Consider the following 19,058-nt stretch of genomic DNA (forward strand, 5'->3'; position numbering starts at 1 on the left):
ATCTACATCAGCGGCTTCTGTCCGCGCTGCCACCAGCGCAGCAGCAGTCGATCGGCACTCTCCGCCGCGCTACCGGTGAAGCGATCGAGCATTTTCTTACGCTGTTGATAACGCACCCCGATCACCTCGTGGCTTTCCATTAATCCCAGCAGCAGCTCATCGCTGGTTTCAACCGCATCCACCAGCCCTTTTTCCAGCGCCTGTACCCCGTACCAGTGCTCGCCAGTGGCCACCTGCTCAATATCAAGGCCCGGGCGCATCCGATGGACGAAATCCTTGAACAAATGGTGCGTCTCATTGAGATCCTCGCGGAACTTGCGCCGTCCTTCTTCAGTGTTTTCACCCAGCATAGTGAGCGTTCGTTTGTACTGTCCGGCGGTGTGCAGTTCGATATCAATATCTTTGTTCTTCAGGAAACGGTGCAGGTTTGGGATCTGCGCCACCACGCCAATAGAGCCGAGGATCGCAAACGGCGCCGAGACAATTTTGTTCGCCACGCAGGCCATCATATAGCCGCCGCTGGCCGCCACTTTATCGACCGCCACCGTCAGCGGGATCTGTTTGTCACGCAAGCGCTGCAGCTGAGAGGCAGCCAGCCCGTAGCCGTGCACCACCCCGCCGGGGCTTTCCAGACGAATCACCACCTGATCGCGCGCTTTCGCCGCGGCCAGCACCGCGGTGATCTCTTCGCGCAGGCTGGTGACCTCATGGGCATCCATGCTGCCTTTGAAATCCAGCACCCAGGCGCGCGGCTTGCCTTCCGGCTCCACGTTACCCAGCTTCGCCCGCGCTTTCGCCGCCTTCGCCTCTTGCTTTTGCTTTTTCTTCTGCGACTTATGCCACTGCTTCTGCTGCGGGCCATCCAGCAGGGCCACCGCCAGCGACTCCTTCATCTCTTTATAATGCTCGCTAAGATTCGTCACCCGCAGCTCGCCGCGCTGCTTCTTGCGCTGGGCCAGGTTGACGATAATAGCGGCAATCACCGCGATAGCGACGACAACGGTCGCGATCTTGGCTAAAAATAAGCCATATTGAGCAAGTAATTCCACGTTTTCACCTTGTGTAAAGCACTGACGTTGCTGCACAGTGTACATCAGCCCCTGGCGAGAAGTCTTTGTGCTTTGTGTCCTCTGCGCAGCGGATTCCGTTTTTTTTCAGCGAGGCTGAAATCGTTGCAAGATATTAATTTTGTGAATACTTTCCGCTTCGCCGATTGCAATGGCGGGCGCTTTCAGGCATAACAGCGCAAAAGTGAGATACCAAAGATGAAGCGCGATCGAGAGCCGATCGCCAAAGGAGTCGCCGTGCATTATCAACCGCAACGCCACTTGCTGAAAGATCGCATCATTCTGGTCACCGGGGCCAGCGACGGAATTGGCCGTGAAGCGGCCCTGACCTACGCCCGCTACAGCGCCAGCGTGATTCTGCTTGGCCGCAACGACGAAAAACTGCGCGCCGTCGCCCAGGAGATTGAACGCGAGGGCGGTATTTCCCCCCGCTGGTTTACTCTCGACCTGCTAACCTGCACGCCGCAGGCGTGTCAGCAGCTGGCGCAGCAGATCAGCATGCACTATCCCCGCCTTGACGGCGTGCTGCACAATGCTGGCCTGCTCGGCGATATCTGCCCGATGGATGAGCAGAAACCGGAGGTCTGGCAGCAGGTGATGCAGGTGAACGTCAATGGCACCTTTATGCTGACCCAGGCGCTTCTTCCTTTATTACTCCGTTCTGAATCAGGTTCGCTGGTCTTTACCTCATCCAGCGTCGGTCGTCAGGGTCGCGCCAACTGGGGCGCCTATGCCGTCTCCAAATTCGCTACCGAGGGGATGATGCAGGTTCTGGCCGACGAGTACCAAAGCCGCCACCTGCGCGTGAACTGCATCAACCCTGGCGGTACCCGCACCGGCATGCGCGCCAGCGCGTTTCCGACGGAAGATCCGCTGAAACTGAAAACCCCCGCTGACATTATGCCCGTCTATCTGTGGCTGATGGGCGACGACAGTCGTCGCAAGACGGGAATGACCTTCGACGCCCAACCGGGGCGTAAACCAGGAATTGCCCAATGAGTGATGAACGCTACCGCGAACGCCAGCAGCGGCTGAAAGATAAAGTTGACGCCCGGGTGGCGGCGGCCCAGGACGAACGCGGCATTGTGATGGTCTTTACCGGCAACGGCAAAGGCAAAACCACCGCCGCCTTTGGCACCGCGACCCGCGCCGTCGGCCACGGCAAAAAAGTCGGCGTGATCCAGTTTATTAAGGGGACCTGGCCTAACGGCGAGCGTAATCTGCTGGAGCCACACGGCGTCGAATTCCAGGTAATGGCGACAGGCTTTACCTGGAACACCCAGGACCGCGACAGCGACACCGCCGCCTGTCTGGCGGTCTGGGAGCATGCCCGCCGTATGCTTGCCGACGACCAGCTCGATCTGGTGCTGCTGGACGAACTGACCTACATGGTGGCCTACGATTACCTGCCGCTGGAGGCGGTGCTGAGCGCCCTACGTGAGCGTCCTGCCCACCAGTCGGTGATCATCACCGGCCGCGGCTGTCATCGCGATATTATTGAACTTGCGGATACCGTCAGCGAGCTGCGCCCGGTGAAACATGCTTTTGATGCCGGCATTAAAGCACAGATGGGGATTGACTACTGAGGGCCGGATACGGCGAAAGGAAGTCCGCGTTCCGGCGCAAAACCACCGGAACGCGCAACATTAACCGTTGGTCTTATTGCGGGTACTGGAACGGCGGTTGCTGTTATTACCCTGGCGCGGGTTAGCGCTGCTCTGGCTGTGGCGCTTCACCGCCCGGCGGATCTGATTGGCTTTCAACCGGCGACGATCTTTTTCAACGGCGACCTTAGAGCTGGTTTCCGGAGTGAGTTCCACCAGCTCGCGCAGGTAGTTGGTCTGCGCCAGGTCCAGCTCGGTATAGCCGCCGCGCGGCAGGCCTTTCGGCAGCAAAATATCGCCGTAGCGCACGCGGATCAGGCGGCTGACCTGCACGCCGACCGCTTCCCACAGGCGACGCACTTCGCGGTTACGCCCTTCGGTCAGGGTGACGTTGTACCACTGGTTAATCCCTTCACCGCCGGTGAATTTAATGGTTTTAAACGCCGCCGGACCATCTTCTAGCTGCACGCCGCGAGACAGCTGACGCAGCTTATCTTCATCCACCTGGCCGAAAACGCGAACGGCGTACTCACGCTCGACTTCACGGCTCGGGTGCATCAGACGGTTTGCCAGTTCGCCGTCGGTGGTGAACAGCAGCAGGCCGCAGGTGTTGACGTCCAGACGACCAACGGCAATCCAGCGCGCGCCGCGCAGTTTAGGCAGACGATCGAACACCGTCGGGCGCCCTTCCGGATCGTTACGGGTGCACAGTTCGCCTTCCGGCTTGTAGTAAGCCAGCACGCGGCAGATCTGCTCGGCGGACTCTTTCACCGAGATCAGATGGCCATCGATACGAATTTTTAAACCGGGGACGATTTCCACACGGTCGCCGAGGGTGGCGATTTTGCCATCGACGCTGACGCGGCCAGCTTCGATTTTCGCTTCAATTTCACGGCGGGAGCCGTGGCCGGCGCGGGCCAGCACTTTTTGCAGTTTCTCGCTCATTGAGCTTCCTTAAGGTGTCGCCTTCCCAGGCGTCTGGTATGCTTTATGAAACAATGAGGCCTTTATCAACAACTCATTGTTAGGTATATACTTTTTACGTAAAGTCTCGCTGGCATGCGCAAAACATTCACCGCGAGCCCGTAATCGTGGCCGAACATACTACACTAACTTCGTCGGGAAAGCTTCTGTTCGCCGCATTGCGCCTTGAGTATGGAACAGATTTTGCGCGGACGCTTAGATTTGCGAGCAGCCTGAACCTATAAAGACCTGGTGGGTCATTGATTATCAATCCGGGAAAGGAAATTTACAGATAACCCGCCTCCAGCGTGGATTGAGCAAGGGGTGGAATGCAGAAGCCATCCTCTGGATTTGATGGATAATTATTTTTTTAACGCCCCCATGACCAGGCGAAATAATTCCGGCGGATTATTGGTCGCGTCTAAAGCGCCATGCTGTTTTGCTTGTTCCTTATGCTGAGCAGCATTGGAGCTCGCATAGATAATGTATGGAATGTCTTTGCCCTTTCTTCTTAGCTCATCCAGGAGAGTATATCCCGCACGATCATCCCCAGGCCTCTTCATATCGGAAATAATCACATCAAACGACTGATTTTTTAGTCTTTCGAGAGCCTCGTCGGTAGATACTACATTAACAAACCTTATGCCCAGAGCTTCCATGGACTGACGTTCAAAGCGATTACCATTGGGTCTGTCATCAACCCACAAGATGACGGCATCACCCGCTCTTCGCAATACTCTCGGCGTTACAGCCTGAGTCACTACGTTGACGTCATCCAGAACGCTTTGCTCTACATTACCCTCGCCTTTAGCAATGGTACCTTTGCTGGCCAATGCAGCGGCAAGATTGGCACTAGACTCAGCCCCTTTATTGAAGGTCTCGACTTCAAAGCCGGGACCTTTAATGGAAAGGCGGCTGAGGTTTTCAAGAAACCGGTTGATTGCAGTTCCAAATCGACATAGAAAAAACAGAACAATAGCGGGCCAAATAACAACATTGATTAACGATATCAGCTCATGAAGCATAACCAGGTTCTCCCATGAGTCTTTCAGGAGCCAGACAGGCTCCTGACCTTCGAGCGTTGCTTCAGCCCACTTTTCGTCAGATTACAGAAACGGCCTCACGTCGCCGACGCCTTCGCGCAGAACCACCGGAGCGTCTTCAGTGAGATCGATAACCGTGGTCGGCTGCTGTCCAAGGAAGCCGCCGTGGATAATGAGGTCCACGACTTTCTCCAGACGATCTTTGATCTCTTCCGGGTCGGATTCGGTAAAGTCGCTGCCGGGCAGCATCAGCGAGGTGGAGAGCATCGGTTCGCCTAAGGTCTCAAGCAACGCCTGAGCGATGGGATTGGACGGGACGCGCATACCAATGGTTTTACGCTTCTCCTGCAGCAGCCGGCGCGGCACCTCTTTCGTTCCTTTGAGGATAAAAGTGTAGTTGCCCGGCGTATTGTTTTTCATCAGGCGAAACGCCACGTTGTCCACAAAGGCGTAGGTTGACAGTTCGGACAGGTCGCGGCACATCAGGGTGAAGTTGTGTCCGTCCGGCAGCTGACGGATGCGGCAGATCCGCTCCATCGCGCCCTTGTCTTCAATTTTGCAGCCCAGCGCGTAGCCGGAGTCAGTAGGATAAACGATCACCCCGCCCTTACGCACAATCTCCACCGCCTGGTTAATCAACCGCGCCTGCGGGTTATCCGGATGGATATAAAAAAACTGGCTCATACTTCCCTCTCAATTTTTATTCGGCGGCCGCTTCCCAGCTGTGCCAGACGCCTTCGACGCCGGCAGGGAGCCAGAGCTTACGGCCAAGCTCGATCCACGCGCAGGGTTGATGGAAATCGGATCCCTGCGACGCCAGAAGACCAAACTGCACGGCCAGGGCGGCCAGTTGAGCGCGTTCGTGGGGCGCCTGCTGGCACTGGGCCACTTCCATGGCATCACCGCCCTGCTCGCTAAAGTGGGCCAACAGCCGCTTCAGCCACTTGGCGGAAAGATCGTAACGTCCGGGATGGGCTATCACCGCCTTGCCGCCAGAATGATGAATGACATCAATTGCTTGTTTTATTGTACACCACTGCGGCGGCACGTAACCGGTTTTCCCGCGGGCAAGGTATTTTTTGAAGACCTCCGCCATGTTCTTCGCGTGGCCGGCCTCCACCAGAAAACGGGCAAAATGGCCGCGGGTGACGGCGCCACCGTCCGCCAGCCGCAGCGCCCCTTCCCAGGCGCCGGGGATGCGCGCCTTCTCCAGACGCTCGGCTATCATCTGGCCGCGCTGCTGGCGCCGCGCTTTCTGCTCCTCCAGCAGGGCGGTCATCGCCGGGTGCGCAATTTCAATATTGAGACCCACAATATGAATCTCGTGATTCTCCCAGAGGGTGGAAATCTCGACGCCGTTCACCAGGTTCAAGGGTAATCCGGCGCGGGCAATCTCTTCCCGGGCCCCCGGGATAGCCGCCACGCTGTCATGGTCGGTGATCGCCAGCGTGCCAACGCGCATCTCATGGGCGCGATGGACCAGTTCCTGCGGAGTCAGCCGCCCGTCAGAGGCGGTGGTATGGCTGTGCAGATCGTAAATCACTGCGTATTGGCTGTCGCTCAAAAGGACTCCTGCTGGACATCAACGTAAATAAGCGCATTATCATACCGACAGGCAGAGAAAATCTGCAAACAAGGGTTGACTTTATTCCATCGAACTAGTTAACTAGTACGCAAGTTCACATGAAGGGGTATCACGATGAAAATGCACTTTATCACTCTGCACAGCTGGTGGCGCACCTCCTGATAACGGGCGGCGTGATCGCGTTTTGCATTCAGCATACAGATACCCGGCCCGCCAATGAGCGGGCTTTTTATTGGACAAAAATAATACGAACAGGCGAGAACAATAATGCAAACATCCAAACCGGCACTCGAGCTTCTCACCAGCGACGCCATCTACCGGGAGAACCCGACGGCGTTATTCCACCAACTGTGCGGCGCCCGTCCGGCCACCCTGTTGCTGGAATCGGCTGACATCGACAGCAAAGATGACTTAAAAAGCCTGCTGCTGGTAGACAGCGCGCTGCGTATCACTGCCCTCGGTGACACTGTCACCATTCAGGCCCTCTCCGCCAACGGCGCCGCGCTGCTGGAGCTGCTGGACGGCGCGCTGCCCTCCGGGATCGCCAATCAGCGCCAGCCCAATGGCCGCATTCTGACCTTCCCGGCGGTCAGCTCCCTGCTCGATGAAGACGCCCGCCTCTGCTCGCTGTCAGTGTTTGACGCCTTCCGTCTCCTGCAGGAGCTGGTGACCGTCCCGGCCAACGAGCGTGAAGCGATGTTCTTCGGCGGCCTGTTCGCCTATGACCTGGTGGCCGGCTTTGAAGATCTGCCGCCGCTGCAGAGCGACACCGCCTGCCCGGACTACTGTTTCTATCTCGCGGAGACCCTGCTGGTCATCGATCATCAGACCAAGCATACCCGCATCCAGGCGAGCCTGTTCACGCCGCTGGAGAGTGAAAAACAGCGCCTGGAGCAGCGCCTGAGCCAGCTGCGCCAGCAGCTGAACGAGCCGCCGCTGCCGCTGCCGGTCACCACCGTGGCCGAAATGCGCTGCGACGTTGACCAGAGCGATGAAGAGTACGGCGCGGTGGTGCGCAAAATGCAGCGCGCGATCCGCGCCGGGGAAATCTTCCAGGTAGTCCCTTCCCGCCGCTTCTCGCTGCCCTGTCCGTCGCCGCTGGCCGCCTATGATGTGCTGAAGAAGAGCAACCCCAGCCCGTATATGTTCTTTATGCAGGACAACGATTTTACCCTGTTCGGCGCCTCGCCGGAGAGCTCGCTGAAGTACGATGCCGTCAGCCGTCAGATTGAGATCTACCCCATCGCCGGCACCCGGCCGCGCGGCCGCCGCGCCGACGGTTCGCTGGATCGCGATCTCGACAGCCGTATCGAACTGGAAATGCGCACCGATCACAAAGAGCTTTCCGAGCACCTGATGCTGGTGGACCTGGCGCGCAACGATCTGGCCCGCATCTGCACCCCGGGCAGCCGCTATGTCGCCGATTTAACCAAGGTTGACCGTTACTCCTTTGTCATGCATCTGGTCTCCCGGGTGGTGGGTGAACTGCGTCAGGATCTTGATGTGCTGCACGCCTACCGCGCCTGCATGAACATGGGCACTCTCAGCGGCGCGCCGAAGGTTCGCGCCATGCAGTTGATTGCCGCCGCCGAAGGTAAACGACGCGGCAGCTACGGCGGCGCGGTGGGCTATTTCACCGCCCACGGCGACCTCGACACCTGCATCGTCATCCGTTCCGCCTACGTGCAGGAGGGTATCGCTACCGTCCAGGCCGGAGCCGGCATTGTGCTCGACTCGGTTCCCCAGTCGGAAGCGGATGAGACCCGAAATAAAGCCCGCGCGGTGCTGCGCGCCATTGCCCAGGCCCATCACGCGAAGGAGATTTTCTGATGGCTGACATTCTGCTGCTCGATAATATCGATTCTTTCACCTATAACCTGGCAGACCAGCTGCGCGCCAACGGCCATAACGTGGTGATTTACCGTAACTCCGTTCCGGCGCAGGCGCTGATTGAGCGTCTGGGCACCATGGACAACCCGGTGCTGATGCTCTCCCCTGGCCCGGGTACGCCAAGCGAAGCCGGCTGCATGCCGGAATTGCTGACCCGCATGCGGGGCAAGCTGCCGATCATCGGCATCTGCCTCGGCCACCAGGCCATTGTCGAAGCCTACGGCGGCTATGTCGGCCAGGCGGGCGAGATCCTCCATGGCAAAGCCTCCAGCATTGAGCACGACGGCCAGGCGATGTTTGCCGGTCTGGCTAACCCGCTGCCGGTGGCGCGCTACCACTCGCTGGTCGGCAGCAATATTCCCGCCGGGCTGACGATTAACGCCAATTTCAACGGCATGGTGATGGCGGTGCGTCACGATGCGGACCGGGTGTGCGGCTTCCAGTTCCACCCGGAATCGATCCTCACCACCCAGGGCGCGCGACTGCTGGAGCAGACTCTGGCCTGGGCGCTGCAGAAGCTGGAGCATACCAACACCCTCCAGCCGATCCTCGAGAAACTGTACCAGGCGGAAACCCTGAGCCAGCAGGAGAGCCACCAGCTGTTCTCCGCCGTGGTGCGCGGCGAAGTGAAGCCTGAACAGCTGGCCGCCGCGCTGGTCAGCATGAAAGTGCGCGGCGAGCAGCCGCAGGAAATTGCCGGCGCCGCCACCGCGCTACTGGAAAACGCCGCGCCGTTCCCGCGCCCGGACTACCTGTTTGCCGACATCGTCGGCACCGGTGGCGACGGCAGCAACAGCATTAATATCTCCACCGCCAGCGCGTTTGTCGCCGCCGCCTGTGGATTAAAAGTGGCGAAGCACGGCAACCGCAGCGTCTCCAGTAAATCAGGCTCTTCCGACCTGCTGGCGGCCTTCGGCATTAATCTCGATATGAACGCCGATAAATCCCGCGCGGCGCTCGATGAGCTGGGCGTCTGCTTCCTGTTCGCGCCCAAGTATCACACCGGTTTCCGCCACGCGATGCCGGTCCGTCAGCAGTTGAAGACCCGTACCCTGTTTAATGTGCTGGGACCGCTGATCAACCCGGCGCATCCGCCGCTGGCGCTGATTGGCGTCTACAGCCCGGAGCTGGTGTTGCCGATTGCGGAAACCCTGCGCGTACTCGGTTATCAGCGCGCGGCCGTGGTGCACAGCGGCGGGATGGATGAAGTCTCGCTGCATGCGCCCACGGTGGTCGCCGAGCTGCATGCCGGAGAAATCAAAAGCTATCAGTTGACCGCCGACGACTTCGGCCTGACGCCTTACCATCAGGCGCAGCTGGCGGGCGGTACGCCGGAAGAAAACCGTGACATTCTGACGCGCTTGCTACAAGGTAAAGGTGAAGCCGCTCACGAAGCCGCCGTCGCCGCCAACGTCGCCATGTTGATGCGTTTACACGGGCATGAAGATCTGAAAGCTAACGCTCAGCAGGTACTGGATGTGCTGCACAGCGGCGCGGCCTATGACAGAGTGACCGCCTTAGCGGCAAGAGGGTAAAGAATGCAGACCGTTTTAGCAAAAATCGTTGCCGACAAAGCGATTTGGGTGGAAGCCCGCAAACAACAACAACCGTTAGCCAGTTTTCAGAATGAGGTCGTCCCGACGCAGCGCAATTTCTATGACGCGCTGGCCGGCACCCGCACCGCGTTTATTCTCGAGTGCAAAAAGGCCTCGCCGTCGAAGGGGTTGATTCGCGAAGATTTCGATCCGGCGGCGATCGCCAGCATCTACAAACACTACGCCTCGGCGATCTCGGTGCTGTGTGATGAGAAATATTTCCAGGGCAGCTTCGATTTTCTGCCGATCGTCAGCAAGGTCGCGCCGCAGCCGATCCTGTGTAAGGACTTCACCATCGACCCTTACCAGATCTACCTGGCGCGCTACTATCAGGCCGACGCCTGCCTGCTGATGCTCTCGGTGCTCGACGATGAACAATATCGTCAGCTCTCCGCGGTGGCTCACAGCCTGAATATGGGCGTGCTGACCGAAGTCAGCAATGAAGAGGAGCTGGAGCGCGCCATCGCTCTGAAGGCGAAGGTGGTGGGCATTAACAACCGCGACCTGCGCGATATGTCGATTGACCTTAACCGCACCCGTCAGCTGGCGGCGCGTCTCGGCCCGGATGTCACGGTGATCAGCGAATCCGGCATCCATACCTATGCCGAAGTGCGTGAGCTGAGCCACTTCGCCAACGGCTTCCTGATCGGCTCCGCCCTGATGGAGCAGGCGGATCTGGAAGCGGCCGTCAAACGCGTGCTGCTCGGCGAGAACAAAGTGTGCGGCCTGACGCGCCCACAGGATGCCCAGGTGGCCTGGGAGTCCGGCGCCATCTACGGTGGCCTGATCTTCGTCCCGACCTCACCGCGGGCGGTAAATGACGCCCAGGCCAAAGCGGTGATCGCCGCCGCGCCGCTGCAGTACGTCGGCGTCTTCCGCAATGCGCCGCTGGACGAGGTGGTCGCCCGCGCCCAGGCCCTGGGGCTGGCCGCCGTGCAGCTGCACGGTGATGAAGACCAGGCTTATATCGACGCGCTGCGCGACGCCCTCGCGGATAACGTCCGCATCTGGAAAGCGTTGAGCGTTGGTGAAACTTTGCCGGCCCGTACACTCCGCCATGTCGATAAGTATCTGCTCGACAACGGCCAGGGCGGCAGCGGCCAGCGTTTTGACTGGAGCCTGCTGCAGGGCCAGGATCTGCGCAACGTTATGCTGGCCGGCGGCCTCGGCGCCGATAACTGTGTGGAAGCGGCCAAAAGCGGCTGTGCCGGACTCGATTTCAATTCAGGCGTAGAGTCGCAACCCGGGATTAAAGACGCCAGCAAGCTGGCCTCCGTTTTCCAGACGCTGCGCGCATATTAAGGAGCAATAATGAGCACTTTACTGAACCCCTACTTCGGCGAATTCGGCGGCATGTATGTGCCGCAGATCCTGATGCCCGCCCTGCGCCAGCTGGAAGAAGCCTTTGTCAGCGCGCAGAAGGACCCGGCCTTTCAGGCGGAATTCACCGACCTGCTGAAAAACTACGCCGGTCGTCCGACGGCCCTGACCAAATGCCGGAACCTGACCGAAGGGACCCGCACCACCCTGTACCTGAAACGCGAAGATCTGCTGCACGGCGGCGCGCACAAAACCAACCAGGTACTGGGCCAGGCTCTGCTGGCCAAACGGATGGGCAAAACCGAAATTATCGCCGAGACCGGCGCCGGCCAGCACGGCGTCGCCTCAGCGCTGGCCAGCGCCCTGCTCGGCCTGAAATGCCGTATCTACATGGGCGCTAAGGACGTCGAGCGCCAGTCGCCGAACGTCTTCCGTATGCGCCTGATGGGCGCCGAAGTGATCCCGGTGCACAGCGGCTCCGCCACGCTGAAAGATGCCTGTAACGAGGCGCTGCGCGACTGGTCCGGCAGCTACGAGAAGGCGCACTATATGCTGGGCACCGCCGCCGGTCCGCACCCGTTCCCAACCATCGTGCGTGAATTCCAGCGCATGATTGGCGAAGAGACCAAAGCGCAGATCCTCGAAAAAGAGGGACGCCTGCCGGACGCGGTGATCGCCTGCGTCGGCGGCGGATCAAACGCCATCGGCATGTTCGCTGATTTTATCGAGGAAACCCATGTCGGCCTGATCGGCGTGGAGCCTGCCGGGCACGGTATCGAAAGCGGGGAGCACGGCGCGCCGCTGAAGCATGGTCGCGTTGGGATCTACTTCGGCATGAAGTCGCCGATGATGCAAACCGCCGACGGCCAGATCGAGGAATCTTACTCCATTTCCGCCGGGCTGGACTTCCCGTCCGTTGGGCCGCAGCACGCGTATCTGAACAGCACCGGGCGCGCCGACTATGTGTCGATCACCGACGACGAAGCGCTGGACGCGTTCAAAGCGCTCTCCCGCCACGAAGGGATCATCCCGGCGCTGGAGTCCTCGCACGCCCTGGCCCACGCGCTGAAGATGATGCGCGAAAACCCGGAAAAAGAGCAGCTGCTGGTGGTTAACCTCTCCGGCCGCGGCGATAAAGACATTTTCACCGTACACGACATCCTGAAAGCGCGAGGGGAAATCTGATGGAACGCTATGAGACGCTGTTTGCCCAACTAAAAAACCGCCAGGAAGGCGCCTTCGTCCCCTTTGTGACCCTTGGCGATCCGGGACCGGAGCAGTCGCTGAAAATTATCGATGCGCTGATCGAAGGCGGCGCCGATGCCCTTGAGCTGGGGATCCCCTTCTCCGACCCGCTGGCGGACGGCCCGACCATCCAGGGCGCGGCCCTGCGCGCCTTCGCCGCGGGGGTGACCCCGGCGCAGTGCTTTGAGATGCTGGCGGCGATCCGCCAGAAGCATCCGACGATCCCAATCGGCCTGCTGATGTACGCCAACCTCGTCTTCAGCCCGGGTATCGATGAGTTCTATGCCCAGTGCGCCCGCGTCGGCGTCGACTCGGTGCTGGTCGCCGACGTGCCGGTGGAAGAGTCCGCCCCGTTCCGCCAGGCGGCGATGCGCCATAACATCGCGCCGATTTTCATCTGCCCGCCCAATGCGGATGACGATTTACTGCGCCAGATTGCCTCATATGGCCGCGGCTACACCTATCTGCTGTCGCGCGCCGGGGTGACGGGTGCGGAAAATCGCGCTGCGCTGCCGCTGCACCATCTGGTGGAGAAGCTGGCGGAATATCACGCCGCGCCGCCGCTGCAGGGCTTTGGCATCTCCGCGCCGGAGCAGGTGAGCGCCGCCATTGACGCCGGCGCCGCCGGGGCGATCTCCGGTTCCGCCATCGTCAAAATCATCGAACGCCATCTTGATGAGCCGCAGGCCATGCTCGACGAGCTGAAAGCCTTCGTCCAGAGCCTGAAGGCGGCGACCAAAACCGCCTGACCGTCAGCCGCCTGGCCTTGCGCCGGGCGGCGATTTCCTCGCGTTCTCTCCCCCTCCACGTCATCTTGCACGCCTGCACATCAGACTGAACGATGATCGACACCTTGACGCCAGGCGATGCGCTTTAACGTGGAAATTGATGGCGGGCGGATACCGAAGATTTGCACCATGTTGAAAGTAAAAATATCGCTCTCCCTGGTACAGGAGAGCGATAGGTCAGGCAATCAATATTGCCCGAATATCGTTTATGTTGGTTAGCGTTGGGCCGGTCATTACCAGGTCATCGAGCGCATGAAAATAGCTATAGCTATCGTGTGCATCAAGATAACTAGCCGCATTTAGACCACCCATTATGCCGCGTGTTAGCGTGTCCGGGAATACCAGCGCACCTGCTGCATCTTCCGTTCCGTCGATACCATCACTGTCGCCGGCGATTGCCCATATACCGCTTTCTCCCTGCAACGCACAGGCCAGACTGAGCGCAAATTCAGTATTACGACCCCCTTTCCCGTGCTGACCCTGACTTACCGTCACGGTGGTTTCGCCCCCCGACAATAGCACTGCCGGACCGGAAACCGGATGACCATATTGCTTCACGGATTTAGCAATCCCGGCCATAACAATGGCCACTTCACGACTTTCGCCTTCTAACGCATCGCCGAGAATAAGCGGCGTCAGTCCGTGTCTGCACGCAGCCAGCGCGGCAGCCTGCAAAGCCAGCTGCGGCGTGGCAATGAGTTTTACTTCGCTGTTCACTGCGCTTTCAACCGGGCCTGCCGGCTGGCTTAGCAGTTTATGAACAGGTTCCGGGGTCTGAATACCGTAGCGCTGAAGTACCCGAAGCGCATCAAGCGGCGTGCTGTCATCGGCGACAGTAGGACCTGATGCCACATCTGCCGGGTTATCCCCCGGCACATCGCTGATAATCAGTGACACAATACGGGCCGGTTGCGCCATTCTTGCCAGCTTGCCGCCTTTCACCGCGGAGAGATGACGACGTACCAGATTCATCTCTTTGATATTGGCACCGCTGTGCAGTAGCGCGCGGGTAATGGCCTGCTTATCTTTCAATATTAATCCTGGTGCGGGCAGCGCCATCAACGCCGAACCGCCACCGGAAATGAGCGCCAGCACCAGGTCATCAGAGGTCAATCCGCGCAGCGCTTCCACAATCAGCATGGCGGCAACTTCGCTCATCGAATCCGATACCGGATGAGCAGCCTCGATAATCCGGATGCGACCAGCAGGCACCGCGTAACCGTAACGCGTCACCACCACGCCAGACACATCCACATCCGGCCAGGCTGCATCCACAGCCGCTGCCATTGCCGCCGAGGCTTTACCGGCACCGATTACCACGCAGCGGCCACGCGGTTTTTCCGGCAGGTTAGACAGAATCGCAGGCCCGGCTCGGGCGCTGTCGACAGCATGCTGAAAAATATCCTGCAGGATCTCTGCAGGCTGTTCATTTATCATGGTTATACGGTCTCGGCGATATTTGCTCTGGCTTCAATAAATTCCACTACAGCGCGGGTGACGTCCGCGGTACTGGCCGTTCCACCGACATCTGGCGTCAGAATGCCTTTCTCACAAACATATTCGATACTTTCCATAATCATCGCCGCGGCGTTACGCTCTCCCAGATGTTCAAGCATCTGTACCGCAGTCCAGAAGGTTGCTATCGGGTTAGCAATGCCTTTGCCGGTGATATCAAAAGCTGAACCATGGATAGGTTCGAACATGGAAGGGAAGCGGCGTTCCGGATCAATATTGGCGGTCGGCGCTACGCCCAGACTGCCCGCCAGCGCGCCGGCCAGATCGGAAAGGATATCGGCATGCAAATTGGTGGCAACGATGGTATCCAGGGTCTGGGGATGCAGCGTCATGCGGTGCGTCATCGCATCGACCAGCATCTTGTCCCACTGCACATCCGGGAATTCCTGCGCCACCTCGGCGGCAATCTCATCCCACATCACCATTCCGTGGCGCTGGGCGTTGGATTTAGTCACCACGGTCAGCAGTTTACGTGGACGAGACTGCGCCAGTCTGAAGGCATAGCGCATAATGCGAGTAACCCCGACGCGGGTGAAGATGGCCACCTCGGTGCCGACTTCTTCCGGTAAGCCACGGTGTGCACGGCCGCCGTTACCGGAATACTCACCTTCGGAGTTTTCGCGCACAATCACCCAGTCAAGATCGCCGGGCCCGCGGTTGCGCAGCGGTGAGGTGACACCCGGCAGGATTTTGGTTGGACGCACGTTGGCGTACTGGTCAAACCCCTGGCAAATTGGCAGGCGCAGACCCCAGAGTGTGATGTGGTCAGGGACATCCGGTGCGCCCACCGCGCCGAAGTAAATGGCATCAAATTTTTTTAGTGTGTTCAGCCCTTCTTCCGGCATCATCACGCCATGTTTTTTGTAATAGTCCGACCCCCAGTCAAAGGTCTCCACATCAAACTTCAGCTGCGGATCGTGGCGTGTCAGTGCATGCAGCACTTCAACACCTGCCGAGATGACTTCAGGACCAATACCGTCGGCAGGTATGGCGGCAATTTTATAGTTACGCATAGTAAATTCTCCGGTTAATGAGTATGAGGATGAGTGAGTTCTGCCGTTTGCGGTTTACCCGCCCTGGCAGAAAGGATCAGGACAATGAGGGCCGAAATAGCCAGCAATCCGGCGACAAAGTACAGGCCCCAGGTGTAGCTACCGGTCTGCTCGCGGATCACGCCAATCATCATCGGGCCGACAAAGCCGCCCAGATTGCCGATGGAGTTAATCGTGGCAATACCCGCGGCCGCAGCCGGGCCGCTGAGGAACACAGTAGGCATACTCCAAAGGGGCGGTTTCGAGGCGCTGATGCCTGCGGTGACCAGGGTTAAGGCAACAATCACGGTAAACAGTGTGCTGACGTTACCGGCGTAAATCAGACCGGCTGCTGCCAGCAGGCAGGCACCAATCACATGCCAGCTGCGCTCTCTGGTGCGGTCAGAATGCCGCGCCCACAGGATCATGGCGATGACGCCGATGACCGCCGGGAAGGCGTTGAGGAAGCCAATCTCCAGTGAGGTAGCACCGAAGCTGCGGATGATTTGCGGGGACCAGATGCCAAGTGTGTACAAGCCGGCAGAAGTACCGAAATAGACCAGCGCCAGAGCCAGTACCCGCTTATCCGCCAGTCCTTTCCATGCGCTGCTGTGGTTCTGTTTTGCCGCCCGGGCCAGCTCCTCGGCCTGCATGGTGTTTTCCAGCCATGCACGCTCTTCGTCAGTCAGCCATTTGGCTTTGGCCGGACGATCGGTAAGAAAGAACAGAACCACAACGCCGAGTATCAGCGCTGGCAAGGCTTCCAGCACAAACATCCACTGCCAGCCGGCGTAGCCGAGAAAGCCATGCATCTCCAGCAGGGCGGCAGAAACAGGCGATCCCAATGCTGTAGAGAGCGGGGCTGCGGCCATAAAGATGGCGGTAACCTGCGCGCGTCTGGCTGCCGGGAACCAATAACTGAGATAAAGGATAATTCCCGGGAAGAAACCGGCTTCCGCTACACCGAGTAGAAAACGCAGAATGTAGAAGCTCGTCGTACCCTGCACAAAAGCCATGCAGCCAGAGACCAGGCCCCAGGTGATCATGACGCGGGCAATCCAGATGCGGGCGCCTACTTTATGGAGAATTAAGTTTGACGGCACCTCAAACAGAAAGTACCCCAGGAAGAAGATGCCGGCGCCCAGCCCAAAAACGGTGGGTGAAAAACCCAGATCCTGATTCATGGTCAGGGCGGCAAAGCCAATGTTGACACGGTCGAGGAAGGCAATGAAGTACAGCAGCATGATGAAAGGAATAATGCGCAGGGTAACCTTGCGCATCACCTTCTTTTCGAGGTCGTTTTTCATGACGGATGCTCCATAGTGATGTAGGGTTGTTATCGTTTTGTAATAAACCCAGTATGAAGTTTTGAACCGCTTTATCATCGGCATGGCTTTATATAAATAATTTGCATAATCAGGTTTTGGTGAAAAAATGGATATAAATCAGCTACGTTGCTTTGTGGTATTGGGTGATGAGCTTCACTTCGGCCGTGCTGCCCGTAAACTTGAAATGATGCCTGCGTCACTGAGTCGCTTCATAAAACTGCTGGAAGATGATTTGGGGATAAGACTACTGAATCGATCGACCCGCAATGTGTCGCTAACGCCTGAAGGTGCCGCCTTTTTAAATGAGGCCAAAACGGTCATTGCTGATTTCGATGCGCTACGGCAGCGATTCCGGAAAAATAGCCTGTTGCAGAAAAGGACGTTGCGGATCGGAGCTATCGATAGCGCAGCCAAAGGATTACTTCCTGAACTGCTTAATCTTTTCGTCAGGCGTTTTCCGGAGGCAGACATTCATCTTACGGAAGATAAATCTCACAAACTTATCCCCCGACTCATTTCAGGATGGCTGGATGTGGTCTTTGTACGTCCGCCGGAACATATTGATGCCACGCTGACAACACGTTTTATCGCCAATGAAACCTGCGTGCTCGCCGTGCCCGCTAACCACCGCCTGGTCAGTTATGACGAAGTCAGTATCGATGACTTCCGACACGAGCCGGTTATCGTGCCGGAAAGAGGCACCCGGCGTCACAGCCATGACCTGACAATGAATATTTTCAAGGAGGGTGGCAGCATGCCTGTCATCGCGCAGTATGCCGAAGAGAAGCAGACTATCCTGAGTTTTGTTGCCGCTGGACTGGGCATCGCTCTGGTGCCTGCGTCATATAAAGATATGAATGCGGACGGCGTGAAATACCTTAAGCTCGCGCCCAAAAAACATATCGAAGGCCTTCCCCTCAGCGCGATGTGGCATCAGGGAAATAACACTATCTATGTGCGATCTCTACTGGAGATACTTTCCGACAACATCGACGAGCTGACCCGTGATTTGTGACGGAAAAAGATGATTGTTTCGCCGGGGCGGCAACACGCGAGAATTTAGTTCGGTTGCTTACAGGCGAGCCCCTGGGCTTCCAGTTTCTTCACCGGGCGCCTGACGGTGGTGTAATCGCACCCTAAATGATCTGCCAGCTCCCCCCCATGACGCCCTACCGCCACCAGCAGAGGAAACAGCATCTGTACCAACTGGACGCCGGCCGCCTGGAGGATCTGCTCATCGCGCACCGGCTGGTTCATCACGCTGATGATATCCAGCAGCGCACGGTCTTTACCCTTGGATAAAAATCGCTTCCGCACAAAAGATGGGGTTGATATCTTAAATGAGAAATATTATCTTTCTCATTACTGAATAGTTGAGTAAATAACTCAGGTATTCAGTACGACATTGCTCACATTGCTTCCAGTATTTTTGCCCGCACTTGTGCGGGCTTTTTTTTACTCACAACACACCTCACGCACCAGCTGCCGCAGCCGGCGGTCAAGCCGCAGGGGCTGCTGGGTGTGATGTCCTCCGGCCAGGGCAGTCTGACGAACAATCTCGGCGGCCAGCGGGAGCTCTACCGCGGAAGTAAAGCCGCGCTGAATATGTTCATGCGCAGCTTCGCCGCTCGCCCCACCTCGGCCTGCCACCCGCTGGTAGTGATGGCTCCGGGATGGATCCGCACCGAGCTCGGCGGGGCCGACGCCCCCTGACCATCGAAGAGACCATCCCATGCCTGGTGAACGTCCTGCTCGACAAGCAGCGGCGCCCGGGACTGGAGTTTCCGGATTACCAGGGCCGCACGGTGCCCTGGTAAGCCCGCCGGGACGCCTGCCTCCGGGCGTCCTCCGGCGCCCGCCCGGCGTCATTGATCCCAGGACACCACGCCATGTACCGCTTTGTCCCGCCGCCTTTGCCGAGCTAATCCGCCTTTTTTGTTCAAAATTTATGAAATTTGTAAACGGTGGTGAAGAAATCAGTTTAAACGTCAACTTTTCTGTGTAAATATTAAGGCGAATGATAACTATTCTTTTTATCATTTATAGAGTCACGCCGGGTCAGCGCAAGCCAGACGACGAATAAC

16 protein-coding genes, 2 pseudogenes and 1 other annotated feature are annotated in these 19,058 nt (G+C 58.3%); of the genes and pseudogenes, 9 read left to right on the forward strand and 9 right to left on the reverse strand.

Going from position 1 to position 19,058, the window contains the following annotated elements:
* Window positions 1-2 precede the first annotated feature (2 nt).
* Window positions 3-1,049 (reverse strand): protease SohB, encoded by a 1,047-nt coding sequence (sohB, locus tag LGM20_RS14770; protein WP_032429135.1) that lies wholly within the window; start codon window positions 1,047-1,049, stop codon window positions 3-5.
* A 255-nt stretch (window positions 1,050-1,304) separates the two neighbouring features.
* Between sohB and LGM20_RS14775 the strand changes: the two genes are divergently transcribed.
* Window positions 1,305-2,066, forward strand: coding sequence for a YciK family oxidoreductase (locus LGM20_RS14775; RefSeq protein WP_032452539.1), 762 nt, complete (start codon window positions 1,305-1,307; stop codon window positions 2,064-2,066).
* Window positions 2,063-2,653 (forward strand): cob(I)yrinic acid a,c-diamide adenosyltransferase, encoded by a 591-nt coding sequence (gene cobO, locus LGM20_RS14780; protein WP_023289331.1) that lies wholly within the window; start codon window positions 2,063-2,065, stop codon window positions 2,651-2,653. Before LGM20_RS14775 ends, cobO begins: the two co-directional genes overlap by 4 nt.
* Before the next feature lie 60 nt (window positions 2,654-2,713).
* Here the strand turns inward: cobO and rluB are convergent, their stop codons facing one another.
* The 4 genes from rluB to rnm all read right to left on the reverse strand — a co-directional run bounded on the left by rluB (window position 2,714) and on the right by rnm (window position 6,241).
* Window positions 2,714-3,616 (reverse strand): 23S rRNA pseudouridine(2605) synthase RluB, encoded by a 903-nt coding sequence (rluB, locus tag LGM20_RS14785; RefSeq protein ID WP_023289330.1) that lies wholly within the window; start codon window positions 3,614-3,616, stop codon window positions 2,714-2,716.
* Window positions 3,617-3,996: 380 nt separating this feature from the next.
* The gene (locus LGM20_RS14790) at window positions 3,997-4,659 is read right to left on the reverse strand and encodes a response regulator (RefSeq protein WP_023289329.1); all 663 of its coding nucleotides are present in this window, start codon (window positions 4,657-4,659) and stop codon (window positions 3,997-3,999) included.
* A gap of 81 nt (window positions 4,660-4,740) precedes the next feature.
* Window positions 4,741-5,361, reverse strand: a complete 621-nt coding sequence (locus tag LGM20_RS14795) for an L-threonylcarbamoyladenylate synthase (RefSeq protein WP_023289328.1) — start codon at window positions 5,359-5,361, stop codon at window positions 4,741-4,743.
* Window positions 5,362-5,377: 16 nt separating this feature from the next.
* A complete protein-coding gene (gene rnm / locus LGM20_RS14800; RefSeq protein ID WP_044522437.1) occupies window positions 5,378-6,241 on the reverse strand; it encodes an RNase RNM in 864 nt (287 codons plus the stop codon).
* 159 nt (window positions 6,242-6,400) lie between these two features.
* Window positions 6,401-6,496 (forward strand) — a sequence feature (Trp leader region).
* A 33-nt stretch (window positions 6,497-6,529) separates the two neighbouring features.
* On the opposite strand from rnm, the gene LGM20_RS14805 reads away from it, so the two are divergent.
* The 5 genes from LGM20_RS14805 to trpA are packed head-to-tail and all read left to right on the forward strand — an operon-like array spanning window position 6,530 to window position 13,061.
* Window positions 6,530-8,092, forward strand: a complete 1,563-nt coding sequence (locus tag LGM20_RS14805) for an anthranilate synthase component 1 (protein WP_023289326.1) — start codon at window positions 6,530-6,532, stop codon at window positions 8,090-8,092.
* The gene (trpD, locus tag LGM20_RS14810; RefSeq protein WP_023289325.1) at window positions 8,092-9,687 is read left to right on the forward strand and encodes a bifunctional anthranilate synthase glutamate amidotransferase component TrpG/anthranilate phosphoribosyltransferase TrpD; all 1,596 of its coding nucleotides are present in this window, start codon (window positions 8,092-8,094) and stop codon (window positions 9,685-9,687) included. The genes LGM20_RS14805 and trpD overlap by 1 nt, the downstream gene beginning before the upstream one ends.
* Window positions 9,688-9,690: 3 nt before the next feature.
* Window positions 9,691-11,049, forward strand: a complete 1,359-nt coding sequence (gene trpCF, locus LGM20_RS14815; RefSeq protein ID WP_023289324.1) for a bifunctional indole-3-glycerol-phosphate synthase TrpC/phosphoribosylanthranilate isomerase TrpF — start codon at window positions 9,691-9,693, stop codon at window positions 11,047-11,049.
* 9 nt (window positions 11,050-11,058) lie between these two features.
* Complete coding sequence (gene trpB, locus LGM20_RS14820; protein WP_023289323.1) at window positions 11,059-12,252, forward strand: tryptophan synthase subunit beta; 1,194 nt, start codon at window positions 11,059-11,061, stop codon at window positions 12,250-12,252.
* Window positions 12,252-13,061: a tryptophan synthase subunit alpha gene (gene trpA / locus LGM20_RS14825; protein ID WP_023289322.1), complete on the forward strand. Its 810-nt coding sequence runs from the start codon at window positions 12,252-12,254 to the stop codon at window positions 13,059-13,061. The genes trpB and trpA overlap by 1 nt, the downstream gene beginning before the upstream one ends.
* Window positions 13,062-13,277: 216 nt before the next feature.
* On the opposite strand, the gene LGM20_RS14830 is transcribed toward trpA, so the two are convergent.
* Genes LGM20_RS14830 through LGM20_RS14840 form a run of 3 tightly spaced genes read right to left on the reverse strand, consistent with a single transcriptional unit; the run spans window position 13,278 to window position 16,953 of the window.
* A complete protein-coding gene (locus LGM20_RS14830) occupies window positions 13,278-14,537 on the reverse strand; it encodes a glycerate kinase type-2 family protein (protein ID WP_044522436.1) in 1,260 nt (419 codons plus the stop codon).
* Between the two features lie 2 nt (window positions 14,538-14,539).
* On the reverse strand, window positions 14,540-15,628 hold the full coding sequence (locus LGM20_RS14835) for a tartrate dehydrogenase (RefSeq protein WP_004203857.1): 1,089 nt from the start codon (window positions 15,626-15,628) through the stop codon (window positions 14,540-14,542).
* Between the two features lie 14 nt (window positions 15,629-15,642).
* On the reverse strand, window positions 15,643-16,953 hold the full coding sequence (locus LGM20_RS14840; RefSeq protein ID WP_004203856.1) for an MFS transporter: 1,311 nt from the start codon (window positions 16,951-16,953) through the stop codon (window positions 15,643-15,645).
* Window positions 16,954-17,080: 127 nt separating this feature from the next.
* Here LGM20_RS14840 and LGM20_RS14845 point away from each other — a divergent pair, with 127 nt between their 5' ends.
* Window positions 17,081-17,989 carry a LysR family transcriptional regulator gene (locus tag LGM20_RS14845; protein ID WP_044522435.1) on the forward strand — a complete coding sequence of 303 codons (909 nt, stop codon included), beginning with the start codon at window positions 17,081-17,083 and terminating at the stop codon, window positions 17,987-17,989.
* Window positions 17,990-18,036: 47 nt separating this feature from the next.
* Here the strand turns inward: LGM20_RS14845 and LGM20_RS14850 are convergent.
* A pseudogene (locus tag LGM20_RS14850) lies at window positions 18,037-18,291 on the reverse strand (hypothetical protein); the annotation flags it as partial.
* A gap of 171 nt (window positions 18,292-18,462) precedes the next feature.
* Here LGM20_RS14850 and LGM20_RS14855 point away from each other — a divergent pair.
* Window positions 18,463-18,791 (forward strand): annotated as a pseudogene (locus LGM20_RS14855) (Rossmann-fold NAD(P)-binding domain-containing protein); the annotation flags it as partial.
* Window positions 18,792-19,058 lie beyond the last annotated feature (267 nt).

It is taken from the genome of Klebsiella quasipneumoniae subsp. quasipneumoniae (assembly GCF_020525925.1).
GTDB classification, from domain to species: Bacteria; Pseudomonadota; Gammaproteobacteria; order Enterobacterales; family Enterobacteriaceae; genus Klebsiella; species Klebsiella quasipneumoniae.